The following is a 20235-nucleotide window of genomic DNA, read 5'->3' as shown; positions in this document are numbered from 1 at the left end:
ATACCCATTGAACACAGTCATTGCGTTTGTCGTCATTTTTGGAGCTCTTGTATTCTTTCATGAGCTTGGTCATTTAGTTTTTGCAAAGCGTGCAGGCATCTTATGCCGTGAGTTTGCCATTGGGTTTGGTCCCAAAATCTTTTCATTTAAACGAGATGAAACAGTTTATACCATTCGCTTACTGCCTCTAGGTGGATTTGTTCGAATGGCTGGAGAAGACCCGGAAATGATTGAAGTTAAGCCTGGTCAAATGGTGGGCCTCATGTTTGATAAGGAAGGCAAAGTAAATAAAGTCATTATTAATAACAAGGAACAGCATCCAAATGCAAAAGTTATTGAGGTAGAGCAAGCAGACTTAGAGCATAATCTATTTATTTCAGGTTATGAAGAAGGTGAAGATGAACATCTGCAAAAATTCGAGGTAGCAGAAGAATCTTACTTTGTTATGGACGGAGAAGACATTCAAATTGCACCTTACAGCCGTCAGTTTGCTTCCAAAACTCTTGGTCAGCGTGCGCTAGCCATTTTCGCTGGTCCGCTAATGAACTTTATATTAGCCTTTGTTATTTTTATCGTTCTTGGGATTTCTCAAGGATATGTTGTTGACAAACCTGTGATGGGCAAATTAACATCAGATGGAGTAGCCGTTGATGCGGGACTTAAACAAGGAGATAAAGTTCAAGCAATTGATGGACAAAGTGTTTCAACGTGGGATGATGTCGTAAAAGTCATTCAAAAACATCCTGAACAGCAAATTACATTCACGGTTCAGCGCGGCGGCAAAACCCTAGATATTCCAATTACACCTGAAAGCCGCAAGGTTGGGGAACAGACAATTGGATTAATTGGCGTATATGCACCGGTTGAAAAGTCATTCATTGGTTCGATCACGCACGGAGCTACTGAAACATATACGTGGATGAAAGAAATTTTAACGGGCCTTGGGAAGCTTGTGACAGGACAGTTCAAACTGGATATGCTTTCTGGTCCTGTAGGTATTTACGCAGCAACCGATCAAGTAGCACAGTCAGGCATTTATTACCTAATGAAATGGGCAGCCGTTTTAAGTATTAACTTAGGGATTGTCAATTTGCTTCCACTTCCTGCTTTAGATGGAGGACGACTATTATTCTTCGCTGTAGAAGGAATTCGCGGTAAGCCAATTGATCGTCAAAAAGAAGGGATTGTTCATTTTATCGGTTTTGCTTTATTAATGCTGCTGATGCTCGTTGTAACGTGGAACGATATTCAAAAGTTCTTTTTATAAGACATACGCTCAGCGAGGGATATTCCCTCGCTGATTATATGAAAATTGCGGCATGGTCCGCCTTAAAAAATAAGATAGAGAAGTAAGCAAAGAGGTGCGAGGTTATGAGACAAAGTTCTACATTGATTCCTACATTAAGAGAAGTGCCAGCTGATGCGGATATAAAAAGCCATCAGCTTCTACTGCGCGCAGGTTATATGCGCCAAAATGCAAGCGGCGTGTACAGCTTTTTACCGCTTGGTAAGCGTGTATTGCAAAAAGTTGAACAAATTGTTCGTGAAGAGATGGACCGTGCAGGTTCTGTCGAATTATTGATGCCTGCTTTACAACAAGCTGAATTGTGGCAAGAGTCTGGCCGCTGGTATTCATATGGGCCTGAGTTAATGCGTATGAAAGATCGTCACGGCCGTGAATTTGCTTTGGGAGCAACACACGAAGAAGTTATCACAAGCTTGCTTCGTGACGAAGTGAAGTCATACAAACGTTTACCGCTAAATTTATATCAAATTCAAACGAAGTTCCGCGATGAAAAACGTCCACGCTTTGGCTTATTACGCGGTCGTGAATTTATTATGAAAGATGCATATTCGTTTCATGCTTCTCAAGAAAGTTTAGATGAAGTGTATGATAAAATGTTTGCTGCCTACAGCCGCATCTTTGAGCGCTGCGGATTAAATTTCCGTGCGGTTATCGCTGATTCAGGTGCAATGGGCGGAAAAGATACGCATGAATTTATGGTTCTTTCTGAAATCGGGGAAGATACAATTGCTTATTCAGATACATCTTCTTATGCAGCAAATGTTGAAATGGCACCGGTTGTAAATACGTATGAAAAATCAGATGAAGCTGAAAAAGAATTAACAAAAGTGGAAACACCAAATCAGCATAGCATTGAAGACGTAGCTGCTTTCTTAAATGTTGAAGCGACTTCTTGTATCAAGTCCCTTTTATTTAAAGTAGATGATCGTTTTGTGCTTGTACTTGTTCGCGGGGATCACGAAGTAAACGATATTAAAGTGAAAAACTATTTTGAAGCTTCCGTCGTTGAACTGGCAACTCCAGAAGAAACAAAAGAAGCATTAAAATGCGCAGTTGGTTCGGTAGGACCGATTGGTGTAAGTGATTCAGTAGAAGTGGTAGCTGATCATGCGGTAAAAGCAATCGTTAACGGTGTATGCGGAGCAAATGAAGAAGGTTATCACTATACAAATGTGAATGAACGTAACTTTAATGCAACTTACGAAGATTTCCGCTTCATCCAAGAAGGAGATCAGTCACCGGATGGACAAGGTGTTATTAAGTTCGCTAAAGGTATTGAAGTCGGACATGTCTTTAAGCTAGGAACTCGCTACAGTGAAGCGATGGGAGCAACGTATCTAGATGAGAACGGACGCAGCCAGCCAATGATTATGGGTTGCTATGGTATCGGTGTTTCTCGTACAGTAGCTGCGATTGCAGAACAATTCAATGATGAAAACGGTCTTCTATGGCCAGAGGCTGTTACGCCTTATCAAGTGCACGTTATTCCAGTTAACGTGAAAAATGATGAACAGCGTGAACTAGGTGAGAAATTATATAATGAGTTATTAGATAATCGCTTTGAAGTGCTGTTAGATGACCGCCAAGAGCGTGCAGGAGTAAAATTTGCAGATTCAGATTTAATTGGTCTTCCTGTTCGAGTAACAGTTGGTAAACGTGCATCTGAAGGAATTGTAGAAGTAAAAGTACGGAAAACTGGGGAGTCACTAGAAGTGTCAGTTGACAATCTTGTTTCAACAGTGAAAGAACTGCTAGCGAAGTAATGAAGCAGCGGGGATTTGTATCCCTGCTGTTTTTATGTTTATAAACAGAACATATGACAGAATAGAAGTCATTTATGTTAAAATAGATTGCACTCATTTATAAAAGGAGGCAGAAAACTTGGAAGCACAAACGCTAGGAAAAAAAGAGCGTTTTAAGTTGCTGCTGCAGCAGTTAGAGCTGACGAGTGATCAAATTGTTCCTTATTTTGAAAACGCAGCGATTGAAAAGCTCATCATTCAGAAAGAACAAAAAAAATGGCATTTTCATTTTTCTTTAGAAGGGTTATTACCTTTTGAGATCTATGAGTTATTCCATGCTCGCATGTCTTCAGCTTTTTCTCATATTGCGAGTGTTTCTTTTTCTGTTCAAACCGTTAATAAAGAATGTACGGAAGAGCATGTACAGTCATATTGGAAGCATTGTATTGGAGAAATGCAGGGAATATCCCCGCTTTTACAGTCGCTTTTACAAGATCAAATGCCGAGATTGAACGGTGCCAAATTGATTGTGAACGCACGACATGATGCAGAAGGAACGGCTTTACGTAAAAAGTACAGTCAGTTAATTGCTGATCAGTATGCGTCCTATGGCTTTCCGAACCTTCAGCTAATGACGGAAGTTGTACATTCAGAAGAAGCATTTCAGCAATTTGTAGAGCAACGAAAACAAGAAGATACAGAAAAAGTATTACAAGCCATCACAGAAATGCAAAATAAAGAAAATGAAAAAAGTGATGGACCAGACCTACCAAAAGGTCCGCTTACAATTGGATATACGATTAAAGACGAGACGGTTCGCCTAGACTCCATTGTGGATGAAGAAAAGCGAATTGCCGTTGAAGGATACGTATTTGATGCAGAAACTAGAGAATTACGAAGCGGACGTACGCTTCTTATTTTTAAAGTGACAGATTATACAAACTCTATTATGGTTAAAATGTTTTCACGTGACAAAGAAGATATTCCTTTACTTCAAGCGATTAAAAAAGGAATGTGGGTAAAGGTTCGCGGAAGTGTACAAAATGATACATTTGTCCGTGATTTAGTTATGATTGGAAATGATGTCAACGAGATTACCGGTCCTGCTAGACAAGATACAGCGCCTGAAGATGAAAAGCGTGTGGAGCTTCACTTGCATACGCCAATGAGTCAAATGGATGCCGTTTCATCTGTTGGAGCTTTAGTCGGACAAGCTAAAAAATGGGGACATCCGGCTGTAGCGATAACTGATCATGCGGTTGCACAGTCGTTTCCTGAAGCATATGGAGCCGGGAAAAAGAACGGCATTAAAATACTGTACGGAGTGGAAGTTAATTTAGTAGACGACGGCGTGCCGATTGCCTATAATCCGAAGCATGTGGATTTAACAGAAGCAACTTACGTAGTATTTGACGTCGAAACAACCGGTTTGTCAGCCGTATACGATACCATTATTGAACTTGCTGCCGTGAAGATGAAAGAAGGAGAAATCATCGATCGATTTGAACGGTTTGCAAATCCTCATCATCCTCTGTCTGCAACAACAATTGAGCTGACGGGTATTACAGATGATATGGTCCAAAATGCGCCTGAAATCTCAGAAGTACTTCGTGATTTTCACGAGTGGATGGGTGACAGTATTTTAGTCGCTCATAATGCAAGCTTTGATATGGGATTTTTAAATATGGGACTGCAAAAAATCGGTGTAGAAAAAGCAGCTAACGGCGTTATTGATACGCTTGAACTCGGAAGATTTTTGTACCCGCATATGAAAAACCATCGTTTGAATACTCTTGCTAAAAAGTTTGATATTGAACTTGTGCAGCATCACCGCGCGATTTATGATGCGGAAACAACTGGCTATTTGTTAAATAAAATGCTGAAAGATGCATTTGAACGGGAAATTACAATGCATGATCGCTTAAATGATTATATGGGAGAAGGGAATGCCTATCAGCGGGCCCGTCCTTATCATGCGACTCTTTTAGCACAAACCGACGTAGGATTAAAAAATCTATTTAAACTTGTTTCGATTTCTCATTTAAATTACTTTTATCGAGTTCCGCGAATTCCAAGATCTCAGCTCGACAAATATCGAGAAGGCATCTTGATTGGAACCGCATGTGACCGAGGCGAAGTATTCGAAGGCATGATGCAAAAAGGAATTGATGAAGTAGAAGGAGTAGCTGAATTTTATGATTACATCGAAGTACAGCCTCCTGAAAACTACAAGCACTTAATTGAACTAGATTTAGTGCGAGATGAGAAAGCCTTAAAAGATATTATTAGCAATATTGTGAAGCTTGGTGAAAAGATTGGAAAGCCGGTTGTAGCAACAGGAAATGTTCACTATCTCAATCCGGAAGACAAAATTTACCGAAAAATTTTAATTGGTTCACAAGGCGGGGCTAATCCTTTAAACCGTCATCAGCTGCCGGATGTTCACTTTAGATCAACGGATGAGATGCTGAATTGTTTTTCATTTTTAGATGGGGACAAAGCGAAAGAAATTGTTGTTCATAATACGCAAAAAATAGCCGATATGATCGATGATATTAAACCAATTAAAGATGATTTATATACGCCGAAAATTGAAGGTGCGGACGAAGAAATGCGTGAAATGAGTTATGCGATGGCACGCAGCATCTACGGTGAAGAGCTGCCTGAAGTAGTAGAAGCTCGTCTAGAGAAAGAGTTGAAAAGTATTATCGGCCACGGGTTTGCCGTTATTTACTTGATCTCGCATAAACTCGTTAAAAAATCATTAAATGATGGTTACTTAGTTGGTTCACGTGGTTCCGTAGGGTCTTCATTTGTTGCGACGATGACGGAAATTACAGAAGTAAACCCACTGCCGCCGCATTATGTGTGTCCAAAATGTAAGAAATCCGAGTTTTTTAATGACGGTTCCGTAGGTTCTGGATTCGATCTGCCGGACAAAAGCTGCGACGATTGTGGCGTACCGTTTATTAAAGATGGACACGATATTCCGTTTGAAACGTTCTTAGGATTCAAGGGAGACAAGGTTCCCGATATCGATTTGAACTTCTCCGGAGAGTATCAGCCGCGAGCTCATAACTATACAAAAGTACTGTTTGGAGAAGATAATGTATACCGTGCGGGAACAATCGGTACAGTTGCCGAAAAAACAGCTTATGGCTATGTAAAAGGCTATGCTGGTGACCGTGATTTACATTTACGAAACGCAGAAGTGGATCGTTTAGTAGCAGGATGTACGGGCGTAAAACGTACAACTGGTCAGCATCCAGGAGGAATTATTGTTGTACCGGACTATATGGATATTTTCGATTTTTCACCCATCCAGTTTCCAGCTGACGACCGTAATTCCGAATGGAGAACAACTCATTTTGACTTCCATTCGATTCATGATAATTTATTAAAACTTGATATACTCGGACACGATGATCCGACCGTGATTCGCATGCTTCAAGATTTAAGTGGAATTGATCCAAAAACAATTCCGACGGATGATCCTGAAGTGATGAAAATTTTTAGTGGAACGGAATCACTTGGCGTAACAGAAGAACAAATTATGTGTAAAACAGGAACGCTTGGCATACCTGAATTTGGAACGCGCTTTGTGCGTCAAATGTTAGAAGATACGAAGCCAACGACGTTTTCAGAACTTGTTCAAATCTCGGGACTGTCGCACGGGACGGACGTATGGCTTGGTAATGCGCAGGAGCTAATTCGCAATGATATTTGCAACTTAAGTGAAGTAATCGGCTGTCGTGATGACATCATGGTTTATCTAATTTATCAAGGTCTTGAACCTTCACTTGCTTTTAAAATTATGGAGTCTGTGCGTAAAGGGAAAGGGCTAACACCTGAATTTGAAGAAGAAATGATCAAAAATGGTGTTCCGGACTGGTATATTGATTCTTGTAAAAAGATTAAGTATATGTTCCCTAAAGCCCATGCGGCTGCTTATGTATTGATGGCCGTGCGTATTGCTTATTTCAAAGTGCACCACGCGCTTCTTTATTACGCAGCATACTTTACGGTTCGTGCAGATGACTTTGATATTGATACAATGATTAAAGGATCAACTGCCATTCGAGCGAAGATGGAAGAAATCAATGCCAAAGGTTTAGATGCATCTCCTAAAGAGAAAAACTTATTAACGGTGCTTGAGCTTTCTTTGGAAATGTGCGAACGAGGCTATTCATTTAAAAAAGTAGATTTATATGAATCGAGCGCAGACGAATTTTTAATTGACGGCACATCTTTAATTCCACCGTTTAATGCCATTCCTGGTCTTGGTACAAATGCAGCGCTGAACATTGTAAAAGCTCGTGAAACGGGAGAGTTTTTATCGAAAGAAGACTTGCAGCAGCGAGGCAAAGTATCGAAGACGATTTTAGAGTATCTAGACAACCATGGATGCCTTGAATCATTACCTGATCAGAACCAGCTTTCTCTTTTCTAACATTTGCATAAAATAAGCGGTTATGATATAGTAATTGTGGAAATGCTAAGGATACGGACGAGAAAGAGTGGGGAAACCCGCTCTTTCTTATTGATATGAACTTACTGTCATAGTAAGTAGTATGGAGAACGAATCGGCTTCTAGCATGATTCGTTTTTTCTGTAGATTTTCAATCACCATGATTGATTTATTATGTGACGTTTAAAATCCTGCAACACAAATGACAACATTTCCACTCTAGTAGGTTAGACCTCTTATAGAGTGCAAAATAAAAATAGCAAATAAACCACTCTTTTTTGATATAAGAGACATAAAAAACGCGTAACCTAAACATACCATGCAATGTCTCGAAGGGAGGATTAGAATGAGTAAAAATGTAAAACAAACAGTGGAAGAAATGGTTTCCCCTATCTTAGAGGAAATGAATTTAGAGCTTGTTGAAATTGAATACGTAAAAGAAGGAAAAGATTGGTTTTTACGTGTGTTTATCGACTCTGATACCGGCGTGGATATCGAAGACTGCGGAGCAGTAAGTGAAAAATTGAGTGAGAAAATGGATGCAGTAGATCCAATCCCTCATAACTATTTTTTAGAAGTATCATCGCCTGGTGCGGAACGCCCATTAAAAAAAGATAAAGATTTTGAACGTGCAATTGGTAAGCATGTATACATAAAAACATATGAACCAATTGAAGGTGCAAAAGAATTTGAAGGCGAATTACAATCATTTGACGGAGAAACTGTCACATTATCTATTCGTATCAAAACACGCACAAAAACGGTGATTTTACCATATGACAAAGTCGCTTTTGCTCGATTAGCGATTGTATTTTAATGTGTAGGGGCCAATATTAAAGGGGGATTATCCAACGATGAGCAGTGAGTTATTTGATGCCTTAGTCATTCTTGAAAAAGAGAAAGGCATTAGCAAAGATGTAATTATTGAAGCAATTGAAGCAGCGCTAATTTCTGCTTACAAACGCAACTTTAACCAAGCGCAAAACGTACGCGTTGATTTAAATTTAGAAAGAGGTTCAATGCGCGTGTTTGCTCGCAAAGATGTGGTTGATGAAGTATATGATCCACGTCTAGAAATTTCGGTTGAAGAAGCACAAACAATCAACCCTAACTTCCAGCTAGACGATGTGGTTGAAATCGAAGTAACGCCAAAAGACTTTGGACGCATCGCGGCTCAAACAGCAAAACAAGTTGTTACACAGCGTGTTCGTGAGGCGGAGCGCGGCGTTATCTACTCAGAGTTCAGCGATCGTGAAGAAGATATTATGACAGGTATTGTTCAGCGTCAAGATTCTCGCTTCATTTACGTGAGCCTTGGCAAAATTGAAGCATTGCTTCCTCAAAGCGAGCAAATGCCAAATGAGCAGTATAAACCTCATGATCGTATTAAAGTGTATATTACGAAAGTAGAAAAAACAACAAAAGGACCACAAATCTATGTTTCACGTACGCATCCAGGTCTTTTAAAACGTCTTTTCGAAAAAGAAGTTCCGGAAATCTATGACGGTACAGTTGAATTAAAATCAGTAGCTCGCGAAGCTGGAGACCGTTCAAAAATCTCTGTTCATTCTGAGTATGCTGAAGTAGATCCGGTCGGCTCTTGTGTTGGGCCAAAAGGTCAGCGCGTACAGGCTGTTGTGAATGAACTAAAAGGTGAAAAAATTGACATCGTTCGCTGGTCAAATGACCCAGTTGAATTTGTTGCCAATGCCCTAAGTCCATCTAAGGTAGTAGATGTGATTGTAGATGAAAATGAAAAAGCAACAACTGTTATCGTTCCTGACTATCAGCTGTCACTTGCAATTGGTAAGCGTGGACAAAATGCACGTCTAGCCGCTAAGCTGACAGGCTGGAAAATTGATATTAAAAGTCAATCAGAAGCTGAGCAAGAAGGTATGGTTGTAAAAAGTAGCGATGATATGCTAGTAAGTCAACATGCATTTGATTCAGATGAAGATATGGAATAAGAGGTGAGCCAAGGTGAACAATCGTAAAAAAGTCCCGATGCGAAAATGTGTGGCCACTGGAGAAATGAAGCCTAAAAAAGAGCTAGTACGCGTTGTACGTTCAAAAGAAGGCGACGTTTCAGTTGATGTAACGGGTAAAAAGTCCGGGCGCGGAGCTTATGTAAGCAAGGATAAAGAAGCAATTTTATTGGCAAAAAAGAAAAATGTGCTTTCGACACATTTAGGCGCGTCAATAGATGAAGCGGTTTATGAAGAGTTGCTAGCGCTTGTAGAAAAGGAGAAACAGTCACGCTAATGAATGAACAGTGGATCTCTTTTTTAGGGCTTGCAAACCGTGCACGCAAATTGATTTCTGGAGAAGAACTTGTGGTTAGAGAAGTTCGGAAACAAAAAGCAAAGTTAGTACTTTTAGCAAGCGATGCGTCTGAAAACACAAAGAAAAAAGTAACGGATAAATGTTCTTACTACAACGTTTCGGTTAGAATGGTTCCCGATCGCTACACGCTAGGTCAAGCGATTGGTAAAGATGCTCGAGTTGTGGTAGCCGTTATGGACGAGGGATTTGCTAAAAAGCTAGCAACGATGCTCGGTTAATTTTATGGGGGTGAAAGTATTGAATAAAAATACAAAATCAACAGCTAACAAAGGAAACAATAAAGGTAACAAAAAGCCACAGGCACAAAAGTCACAGGCACCAAAAGGTAGACCAGCTCCAGCAGCTGCAAAAGAGTTACCGGAAAAAGTAACGTTTGTCGGAAGCTTAACGGTTTCTGAGTTAGCAAAAGAATTAGGCAAAGAGCCTTCTGAAATTATTAAAAAATTATTTATGCTTGGTGTAATGGCAACAATTAACCAAGAGTTAGATAAAGATTCTATCGAACTAATTGCCGGAGAATACGGTGTAGAAGTTGAAGAAGAAGTAGTAGTAGATGACACTGCTTTTGAATCATTAGAAATTATTGACGACGAAAAAGACCTTCAAGTGCGTCCTCCAGTTGTTACAATCATGGGTCACGTTGACCACGGTAAAACGACGCTTCTTGACTCTATCCGTAACACAAAAGTAACGGCTGCAGAAGCAGGCGGTATCACGCAGCATATCGGTGCTTATCAAGTTGTGGTTGATGAAAAGAAAATTACATTCCTTGATACACCAGGGCATGCTGCATTTACAACAATGCGTGCTCGCGGTGCGCAAGTAACGGATATTACAATCCTTGTTGTTGCAGCAGACGATGGTGTAATGCCTCAAACAATTGAAGCGATTAACCATGCAAAAGCGGCAGAAGTGCCAATTATTGTTGCGGTTAACAAAATGGATAAAGAAGCAGCAAATCCAGATCGCGTTATGCAAGAACTAATGGAGCACGGCCTTGTAGCTGAAGAGTGGGGCGGAGAAACAATCTTCTGTAAGCTTTCAGCCATTTCAGGTGAAGGGATCGATCAATTACTTGAAATGATTTTACTTGTAAGTGAAGTAGAAGAGTTAAAAGCAAATCCTAACCGTCGTGCAGCAGGTACAGTTGTAGAAGCACAGCTAGATAAAGGCCGTGGGTCTGTAGCAACGCTTCTTGTTCAAACTGGTACACTACGCGTAGGTGATCCAATCGTAGTCGGAAATACGTTTGGCCGCGTTCGCGCAATGGTAAATGATATCGGCCGCCGTGTGAAGGAAGTAGGACCATCTACTCCGGTTGAGATTACTGGCTTAAACGAAGTTCCATTAGCTGGAGATCGTTTCTTAGTATTTGAAGATGAGAAAACAGCTCGTCAAATCGGAGAAGCTCGTGCTCAAAAGCAGCTTGAACAACAGCGCGGTGAAAAATCTCGTGTAAGCTTAGATGATTTATTTGAAAAAATTAAACAAGGTGAAATGAAAGACTTAAACCTTATCGTAAAAGCAGACGTACAAGGTTCTGTAGAAGCATTGGCTGCTGCTCTTCAAAAGATTGATGTAGAGGGTGTAAATGTTCGTATTATCCATACGGGTGTAGGCGCAATTACAGAATCTGATATCATTCTTGCAACTGCTTCTAACGCAATCGTTATCGGCTTTAACGTGCGTCCAGATGCTGGAGCAAAACGTACAGCTGACGTAGAAAACGTAGATATTCGTCTTCACCGCATTATTTATAAAGTAATTGAAGAAATTGAATCTGCGATGAAAGGAATGCTTGACCCTGAGTTTGCTGAAAAAATCATCGGTCAAGTGGAAGTACGTCAAACATTCAAAGTATCAAAAGTTGGTACAATCGCAGGAAGTTACGTAACAGACGGTAAAATTACGCGTAACAGTGGAATTCGTTTAATCCGTGACGGAATTGTTATCTTTGAAGGTGAAGTAGATGTGCTAAAACGCTTTAAAGACGATGCAAAAGAAGTCGCTCAAGGATATGAGTGTGGTATTACAATTAAAAACTTCAATGATATTAAAGAAGGAGATATTATTGAAGCATATGTAATGGAGCAAATTGATCCTAAATGATTGGACTAGTGGAGTGTGAATGCTTAATTTACGATGCTGCTTCTCTTAAAGAAAAACGTGCCGTGCTTCAGCGCATCTTGATGCGCTTGAAGCAGCGGTTTAACGTATCGGTTTCAGAAACTGATTTTCAAGATGTGTGGCAACGAACAAAAATTAGCATTGTCGCAGTCTCATCTAGCCGTGTCACAACGGAACAAGAACTGCAAAAAGCGCTAAGCTTGATTGATTCTTTTCCAGAGATTGAACGTACCATTACAACTTTTGATTGGTTATAAAAGGGGTGACACAGATGAACATAAGAGCAACTAGAGTCGGAGAACAAATGAAAAAAGAGATGGGCGAGATTTTAAATCGTAAAATCAAGGATCCGCGCATCGGTTTTGTGACTGTAACAGATGTTCAAGTATCAGGCGATTTACAGCAAGCGAAAGTTTATATCTCTGTTTTAGGAGATGCTGAACAGCGTGAGAATACGTTAAAAGGCCTTGCGAAAGCAAAGGGATTTATCCGCTCAGAAATCGGTCAGCGCATTCGCTTACGTAAAACACCTGAAATTACGTTTGAATTTGATGAATCAATTGATTATGGTAATCGAATTGAATCATTGCTTCATGAAATAAAAAAAGAAAGCGATGACCATCAAGAGAACGAATAAGATCAGTGAATGTAGAAACAAAAAAGGGTGTCTCAAAAGTGGTTTTTGCTTCTGAGACACCCTTTTTTAAATGAAAAGGAGATGAAGAATGAGTGGACGGTGTTTTAGTTTTACATAAACCAGCTGGCCTGACTTCGCACGACTGTGTGTTTAAAGTCCGAAAGCTGCTTCGCACTAAAAAAGTAGGGCATACAGGCACATTAGACCCAGACGTTACAGGGGTATTGCCTATTTGTATCGGTAGAGCTACCAAGATTGTAGAATATCTAACAGGAGCTACTAAAACCTATGAAGGGGAAGTTACACTCGGGTTTTCTACAACAACAGAAGATTCTTCCGGAGAGGTTGTAGAAGAAAAGAAAGTAGCGGATTCTTTTTCACGTGCTCAAATCGAAGAAGTGCTGTCTTCGATGACAGGAGAACTTCAGCAAGTCCCTCCAATGTATTCAGCGGTAAAGGTCAAAGGTAAAAAACTATATGAATATGCAAGGCAAGGAATCGAAGTAGAGCGCCCAGTTAGAACCATTCATATCTATAACTTTGAACTGCTGGATGATCGCGCTACATTTGAGGGAGAACAAATTTCCTTCAAATTCCGCGTAACGTGCAGCAAAGGTACATATGTGCGAACGCTTGCTGTGATGATTGGAGAAGCTCTTGGCTATCCATCTCATATGTCGTATTTGCAGCGAACAGGTTCCGGGCAGTTTTCACTCAAAGATTGTGTGACATTTGAAGATATTGAACGGGCGGTAGAAGAAGAAACGATCAATGAGAAACTACATTCGATCGAAGAAGCTCTTAATCATTTGCCGAAACTTCAAATTAGTGATACATTAGCAGAGAAAGTGAAAAATGGGGCGGTATTGCCGTGTACGGAAGATGAAGAGTTAAAAAAAGAACCCTTCTTTTTAATGATAAATTCTGCAGGCAAGTGCTTAGCAATTTATGCTCAGCACCCAACAAAAAAACATTTAATGAAGCCGGTTAAAGTGTTGGCAATCGACTAGACCGGTTAGGGAAAAGGTGAACTGTGTTTTGGAAACGATTGAAATTCGACATCCACACCACTTTCAACGAGAAGCTGTTCAACAATCAGTGTTAGCGCTTGGTTATTTTGATGGTGTGCATTTAGGGCATCAGCAAGTGATAAATTCAGCAAAACAGTTAGCCGATGAAAAAGGCATAGCTAGTGCTGTGATGACGTTTACTCCTCACCCTTCTGTGGTGCTCGGGCGCAATGTGCAGCACATTGATATGATCACACCGCTTCAAGAAAAAAAGAAACTCATTGAGGAAATGGGAATTGACTTTTTATATATCGTTCATTTTGATAAACAGTTTGCAGCACTATTGCCTCAAGAGTTTGTTGATCAGTATATTATTGGACTGAATGTACAGCATGTGGTAGCTGGATTTGACTATACGTATGGAAAGTTAGGTAAAGGAACAATGGAGATACTACCATTTCATTCTCGATCAAAATTCACGCAAACAACAATTGATAAGTTGACAAATGGCGAAGAAAAAATTAGTTCAACGCTTATTCGCGAAAGTTTAGCAAATGGAGATATGCATCGAGTAAAAGAGCTGCTTGGCCGCTATTATGAAGTGTCAGGTACAGTGACTCATGGAGAAAAGCGAGGCAGGCAAATAGGTTTTCCTACTGCTAACATCGCTTTAGACGATGAGTATTTACTTCCACGCATCGGCGTGTATGCTGTTGAGCTTCAGCTTCACGGTAAGTGGTATGCAGGAGTGTGCAACGTGGGCTACAAGCCGACTTTTCACGATAATTTAGAAAAGCCAACAATCGAAGTCCACTTATTATCATTTGACGAGCAAATCTACGATCAGCACGTAACGGTGAAATGGCACCGAATGATTCGCTCAGAAAAAAAGTTCAGCGGCATCGAAGAGCTTGTCGGTCAGATCTCAAAGGACAAGGAAGAAGCCCTTGCTTATTTTGAAGGAATTCAAAAAAACAAGAAATAAAAAAATATATATAAATAGCTCCTACGACTTGCTTTTTGTTCTAATAAGTAGTAACATAGCACTTGTATGTAAAACAACCATTGCTTGGCATTACGATTCACCAACGTTTTGCTCGGTAACTGGGGTTTAATAATAAGGAGGTGAATAGGATGGCTATCACACAAGAGCGTAAAAATGAAATCATTAGTGAGTACAAAACTCATGCGAACGACACTGGTTCTCCAGAAGTTCAAATCGCTGTCCTAACAGAGCAAATTAACAATCTAAACGGTCACTTACGTACTCATAAAAAGGATCACCATTCACGTCGTGGTCTTTTAAAAATGGTAGGTCGACGTCGTAACTTACTTAACTACCTACGTAACAAAGACGTTACTCGTTATCGTGAGTTAATCAACAAACTTGGTTTACGTCGATAATAAGAAGAAAGCGGGAGCATTCCCGCTTTTTTAGTATGTACATTTAAGAAACATTAAAGATGCTACATAATGTGAAAAAAGCTATTGTTTTTGGATATTTCGTTTATAATAAAACTATCACATTTGATTACATACATATTTTATATGTAGAGAGGGGTACTCGTCGATATGGAACAAGAAAAACGAGTGTTCTCTGTAGATCTAGCTGGACGAAAGCTAGAAGTTGAAGTTGGCCAGTTGGCAAAACAAGCAAATGGCGCAGCATTAATCCGCTATGGAGACACAGTTGTATTAAGTACAGCAACGGCTTCAAAAGAGCCTAAAAATGTAGATTTCTTCCCGTTAACAGTAAACTATGAAGAGCGTTTATATGCAGTCGGTAAAATCCCAGGTGGATTCATTAAACGTGAAGGCAGACCAAGTGAAAAAGCAATCTTGGCTAGCCGTTTAATCGACCGTCCGATTCGTCCTTTATTCGCAGATGGTTTCCGAAACGAAGTTCAAGTTGTCAGCGTTGTAATGAGCGTAGACCAAAACTGTTCTTCAGAAATCGCAGCAATGTTTGGTTCTTCATTAGCATTATCAGTATCTGATATTCCATTTGAAGGTCCTATTGCAGGCGTAATCGTAGGCCGTGTAGACAATGAATTTGTTGTAAACCCAACGGTAGATGAGCTTGAAAAAAGCGATATTCATCTGACGGTTGCTGGTACAAAAGACGCGATCAACATGGTTGAAGCAGGCGCTGATGAAGTACCGGAAGAAGTAATGTTAGAAGCAATTATGTTTGGACACGAGCAAATTAAAAAATTAATTGCGTTCCAAGAAGAAATTGTAGCAGCAGTAGGCAAAGAAAAAGTTGAAGTTGAGCTTTATACTGTTGATGCTGACCTTGAGCGTCAAGTTCGTGAAATTGCAGAAGGTGACATGAACCGTGCTGTTCAAGTTCAAGAAAAGCATGCGCGCGAAAATGCGATTAAAGAAGTGAAAAGCGCTGTAGCTGCAAAATTTGAAGAGCAAGATGTAGAAGAAGAAGTACTAAATCAAGTGAATGAAATTTTGTCGAAGCTTGTTAAAAGTGAAGTGCGTCGCTTGATCACAGAAGAAAAAGTACGTCCTGATGGCCGTAGTATTGACGAAATTCGTCCACTTTCTTCTGAAACAAACTTGCTTCCACGTACACACGGATCTGGATTATTTACGCGTGGACAAACTCAAGCGCTTAGCATCTGTACATTAGGTGCACTTGGCGATGTGCAAATTTTAGATGGTTTAAGTGTAGAAGAATCTAAACGCTTCATGCATCACTATAACTTCCCTTCATTTAGTGTTGGTGAAACTAGACCGATGCGCGGACCGGGTCGTCGTGAAATTGGACATGGTGCGCTAGGTGAACGTGCACTTGAACCGGTTATTCCAAATGAAAAAGATTTCCCTTATACAATTCGTCTTGTATCTGAAGTATTAGAGTCAAACGGTTCTACTTCACAAGCAAGTATTTGTGCAAGCACGCTTGCAATGATGGATGCTGGGGTTCCAATTAAAGCACCTGTAGCAGGGATTGCAATGGGTCTGATCAAATCAGGTGAACACTACTCGATTCTAACGGACATTCAAGGAATGGAAGATCACCTAGGAGACATGGACTTTAAAGTAGCAGGTACCGAAAATGGCGTAACTGCGCTTCAAATGGATATTAAAATTGACGGGTTATCTCGTGAAATTTTAGACGAAGCCCTTCAACAAGCAAAAAAAGGCCGTATGCAAATCTTAAATCATATGATGTCAACGATTGCTACGCCTCGTCAAGAGCTTTCTCAATATGCGCCTAAGATCCTTACAATGGCGATTAACCCTGATAAAATTCGTGATGTTATTGGACCAAGCGGCAAGCAAATCAATAAAATCATCGAAGAAACAGGCGTTAAAATTGATATCGAACAAGATGGTACAATCTTCATTTCTTCTATTGATCAGCCGATGAATGAAAAAGCGAAGAAAATTATTGAAGATCTTGTACGCGAAGTTGAAGTCGGCCAAATGTACTTAGGAAAAGTAAAACGAATTGAAAAATTCGGTGCATTTGTAGAAATCTTCAGCGGAAAAGATGGGCTTGTTCATATTTCAGAGCTTGCAGAAGAGCGTATTGGAAAAGTAGAAGACGTTGTAGCGATTGGTGACGAGCTTTTAGTTAAAGTCATGGAAATTGATAAACAAGGTCGCGTTAACTTATCTCGTAAAGCAATTTTAAAAGAACAAAAAGAAAAAGAAGAAAAAGCAAAAGAAACAAAATAATCTTCTTTTACTACTATATAGATATTGTGAAATCGTCCATACATGAAGAAAATCCATGTGTAGGGCGATTTTATCGTTTGTAGATGTTTGTTCTACCTTGTCCTCTTTATACATATTTTAAATGGTAAAGGGGGAAGGATAAGTGAAGAGAACCATTGTGCAATTTACAGCATTTCTATTTTTACTGGCAATTACATATAAATCTATTTATAATCCTTTTGCTGAAGCATATATAGAAGCACTTAAATCCGATGTACAACTTGTATCAGCTCAGCATGATGCGTTATATCAAAAGATTGAAGAAAAAGCAAAAGATTATGAAAAGCCAGCGGCGAATGCACGAATCGATCCCGTTTGGAAACGGGTTCCTGGCTATAACGGCATAAAAGTTGATCTTGCTGCTTCTTATAAAAATATGAAACCTGCGGGTAAATTTGATGAAAAAAAATTAGTGTACAAACAGGTTAGACCAAAGGTTCACTTGAAGGATTTACCACAGGAACCTATCTACCGTGGACACGATGAAAAGCCTATGGTATCGTTTACAGTGAACGTAGCATGGGGGAACGAGTATTTGCCTAAAATGTTAGAAGTGCTGAAAAAGCACCATGCTAAAGCAACCTTCTTTTTAGAAGGAAAATGGGTTAAAAATAATCCAGATATGGCAAAAATGATTGTAGACGCAGGGCATGAAGTGGGAAACCACTCTTATTCTCATCCTGATATGGCCACTTTATCGGCTAGTCAAATCAATCAGCAGCTTAAAAAAACGAATGATATTATTACATCTACTACGGGACAAAAAGTAAAATGGTTTGCTCCGCCGAGCGGCAGTTTTCGCCCCGAAGTAGTAACGCTTGCTTCTCAGTTAAAAATGAGTACCATCATGTGGACAGTTGATACAATCGATTGGCAAAAGCCGAGTTCAGAAGTGTTAATTAATCGAGTAATGAAAAAGATTCATCCAGGGGCTATTGTACTGATGCACCCGACTGAATCAACGGCTGAATCGCTTGACCAATTGTTAACCGATATTGAACGCAAAGGCCTGAAAGTTAGCGATGTGTCAACGATGCTAGATGAAGAACGAATGATGAAACTACCTTCTTCTACTAAGAAGTAAGTGAGATAAGCAAAAGGGAGGCACTAGCTTGATAAAACGATATACGTGCAAAAATGGTGTAAGAATTGTATTGGAAAATATCCCAACTGTTCGATCTGTGGCCATTGGGGTATGGATCGGAACGGGTTCTCGAAGTGAACACCCTGAAATTAATGGTGTATCACATTTTCTTGAACATATGTTTTTTAAAGGAACAAAAACAAGATCTGCTCGTGAAATTGCAGAAAGCTTCGACCGCATTGGGGGACAAGTAAATGCATTCACTTCTAAAGAATACACGTGCTACTATGCAAAAGTATTAGACGAACACGCAGATCAAGCGCTAGATGTGCTGGCGGATATGTTCTTTAATTCTTCATTTGATGAAGAGGAATTAGCTCGTGAAAAAAATGTTGTATATGAAGAAATTAAAATGTATGAAGATACACCTGACGATATTGTACACGATCTATTAGGAAAAGCCGTATATGGCAATCATCCATTAGGGTATCCAATTTTAGGAACGGAAGATACGTTAAAAACATTTAACGGTGATTCGCTTCGTCAATATATGGAGCAAATGTATATTCCTGAAAACATCGTTATTTCAGTAGCTGGAAACATTGATGAGAGTTTTATACAACAGGTGGAAAACTATTTTGGTACATATACGTCAAGTCATTCCGCTCATCAATATGTTCAGCCTGAGTTCCATACAAATCATATTGCGCGCAAAAAAGAGACAGAACAAGCTCATCTTTGCCTTGGCTTTAAAGGTTTGCCAATCGGCGGAGAAGATGTATATAGCTTAATTGTATTAAACAACGTGCTTGGCGGAAGCATGAGCAGTCGTTTGTTCCAAGAAGTCCGTGAACAGCGCGGCTTGGCTTACTCTGTTTTCTCTTATCATTCTTCTTATCGAGACAGTGGTCTTGTAACGATTTATGGGGGAACTGGAAGCCATCAGCTCGACGTATTATATGATACGGTTCAAGAAACGCTTTATGATTTGAAAGACAAAGGTATTACAGATAAAGAACTTGCTAACAGCAAAGAGCAGCTGAAAGGAAACTTAATGCTGAGTCTTGAAAGTACAAATAGCCGTATGAGCAGAAACGGAAAAAATGAGTTAATGCTGGGCTATCACCGTTCATTAGATGAGATTTTAGACCTTGTTAATGCCGTGACTAAAGATAGTGTAAATGGTCTTGCACGAGATATTTTCAAAGACGAATTTGCGCTTTCATTAATAAGCCCGAGTGGAGATTTACCTAAGGGTTTTAAAGGAAATTAAACCATAAAAGTAAGGTTGGCTAAAATAATTGAGCCAGCCTTATTTTTATGTCATTTTTTGTATGGTTGTTCAATAAATTAGATGAAAGGAGGGATTTCATGAGATTAAGTGAGCTGAGTGGAAAAGAAATTGTAGATGTTAAGCGAGCAGAGCGTTTGGGTATTTTAGGGCAAACAGATCTTGAAATTAATGAACATACGGGACAAATTAATGCGCTTATTATTCCATCTGTGAAGTGGTTTGGATTTCGAAAACAAGGAGATGAAGTGCGAGTGCCGTGGGGGAATATCGAAAAAATTGGTACGGATATGGTGATTGTAAATGTTCATCAGCTAGAAGACATAAATAATGAGTCAACAAAATAACAAACGAGATGCTTCCTGCATCTCGTTTCTTTTATTTTCAGGGATAAAGATTCACCGATTCCTGTGTGTTTACATAGTATGTTGAAGAAAAGCAATAGGCATTCTAGGGCGTAATGATAGCACTTTACATCTCGATGGTTTA

The 20235-nt window shown here is 39.7% G+C and carries 16 protein-coding genes and 1 pseudogene; all 17 read left to right on the top strand.

Annotation, left to right across the window (positions count from 1 at the left end):
* The first annotated feature begins 7 nt into the window (after positions 1–7).
* The gene (gene rseP, locus NST66_RS20045; RefSeq protein ID WP_028411405.1) at positions 8–1267 is read left to right on the top strand and encodes an RIP metalloprotease RseP; all 1260 of its coding nucleotides are present in this window, start codon (positions 8–10) and stop codon (positions 1265–1267) included.
* Between the two features lie 104 nt (positions 1268–1371).
* Positions 1372–3069, top strand: coding sequence for a proline--tRNA ligase (locus tag NST66_RS20040; RefSeq protein ID WP_028411404.1), 1698 nt, complete (start codon positions 1372–1374; stop codon positions 3067–3069).
* A gap of 118 nt (positions 3070–3187) precedes the next feature.
* Positions 3188–7498, top strand: coding sequence for a PolC-type DNA polymerase III (locus NST66_RS20035; RefSeq protein ID WP_340843663.1), 4311 nt, complete (start codon positions 3188–3190; stop codon positions 7496–7498).
* Between the two features lie 364 nt (positions 7499–7862).
* Positions 7863–8333 (top strand): ribosome maturation factor RimP, encoded by a 471-nt coding sequence (gene rimP, locus NST66_RS20030; protein WP_028411402.1) that lies wholly within the window; start codon positions 7863–7865, stop codon positions 8331–8333.
* A 37-nt stretch (positions 8334–8370) separates the two neighbouring features.
* Positions 8371–9483 (top strand): transcription termination factor NusA, encoded by a 1113-nt coding sequence (gene nusA / locus NST66_RS20025; protein ID WP_028411401.1) that lies wholly within the window; start codon positions 8371–8373, stop codon positions 9481–9483.
* 13 nt (positions 9484–9496) lie between these two features.
* Positions 9497–9778 (top strand): RNase P modulator RnpM, encoded by a 282-nt coding sequence (gene rnpM / locus NST66_RS20020; protein ID WP_013058838.1) that lies wholly within the window; start codon positions 9497–9499, stop codon positions 9776–9778.
* Positions 9778–10077 (top strand): YlxQ family RNA-binding protein, encoded by a 300-nt coding sequence (locus NST66_RS20015; RefSeq protein WP_028411400.1) that lies wholly within the window; start codon positions 9778–9780, stop codon positions 10075–10077. Before rnpM ends, NST66_RS20015 begins: the two co-directional genes overlap by 1 nt.
* A gap of 22 nt (positions 10078–10099) precedes the next feature.
* Positions 10100–11968: pseudogene (infB, locus tag NST66_RS20010) on the top strand (translation initiation factor IF-2); the annotation flags it as partial.
* Complete coding sequence (locus tag NST66_RS20005; RefSeq protein ID WP_013058835.1) at positions 11965–12243, top strand: DUF503 domain-containing protein; 279 nt, start codon at positions 11965–11967, stop codon at positions 12241–12243. The pseudogene infB and the gene NST66_RS20005, both read left to right, overlap by 4 nt.
* A 14-nt stretch (positions 12244–12257) precedes the next feature.
* Positions 12258–12623, top strand: a complete 366-nt coding sequence (rbfA, locus tag NST66_RS20000) for a 30S ribosome-binding factor RbfA (protein WP_013058834.1) — start codon at positions 12258–12260, stop codon at positions 12621–12623.
* Between the two features lie 92 nt (positions 12624–12715).
* Positions 12716–13633 (top strand): tRNA pseudouridine(55) synthase TruB, encoded by a 918-nt coding sequence (gene truB / locus NST66_RS19995; RefSeq protein WP_028411398.1) that lies wholly within the window; start codon positions 12716–12718, stop codon positions 13631–13633.
* A 28-nt stretch (positions 13634–13661) separates the two neighbouring features.
* A complete protein-coding gene (gene ribF / locus NST66_RS19990; protein WP_028411397.1) occupies positions 13662–14618 on the top strand; it encodes a bifunctional riboflavin kinase/FAD synthetase in 957 nt (318 codons plus the stop codon).
* Between the two features lie 149 nt (positions 14619–14767).
* The gene (rpsO, locus tag NST66_RS19985) at positions 14768–15037 is read left to right on the top strand and encodes a 30S ribosomal protein S15 (protein WP_013058831.1); all 270 of its coding nucleotides are present in this window, start codon (positions 14768–14770) and stop codon (positions 15035–15037) included.
* Between the two features lie 168 nt (positions 15038–15205).
* On the top strand, positions 15206–17332 hold the full coding sequence (pnp, locus tag NST66_RS19980) for a polyribonucleotide nucleotidyltransferase (RefSeq protein WP_014458473.1): 2127 nt from the start codon (positions 15206–15208) through the stop codon (positions 17330–17332).
* Between the two features lie 142 nt (positions 17333–17474).
* The gene (locus NST66_RS19975) at positions 17475–18455 is read left to right on the top strand and encodes a polysaccharide deacetylase family protein (RefSeq protein ID WP_033579798.1); all 981 of its coding nucleotides are present in this window, start codon (positions 17475–17477) and stop codon (positions 18453–18455) included.
* 28 nt (positions 18456–18483) lie between these two features.
* Positions 18484–19728: a M16 family metallopeptidase gene (locus NST66_RS19970; protein ID WP_028411394.1), complete on the top strand. Its 1245-nt coding sequence runs from the start codon at positions 18484–18486 to the stop codon at positions 19726–19728.
* Positions 19729–19826: 98 nt separating this feature from the next.
* A complete protein-coding gene (locus tag NST66_RS19965; RefSeq protein ID WP_013058827.1) occupies positions 19827–20093 on the top strand; it encodes a YlmC/YmxH family sporulation protein in 267 nt (88 codons plus the stop codon).
* Positions 20094–20235: the final 142 nt, after the last annotated feature.

It is taken from the genome of Priestia sp. FSL W8-0524, from assembly GCF_038005965.1.
Taxonomy (GTDB): Bacteria; Bacillota; Bacilli; order Bacillales; family Bacillaceae_H; genus Priestia; species Priestia zanthoxyli.
This window is presented reverse-complemented; position numbering and strand designations above follow the sequence as displayed.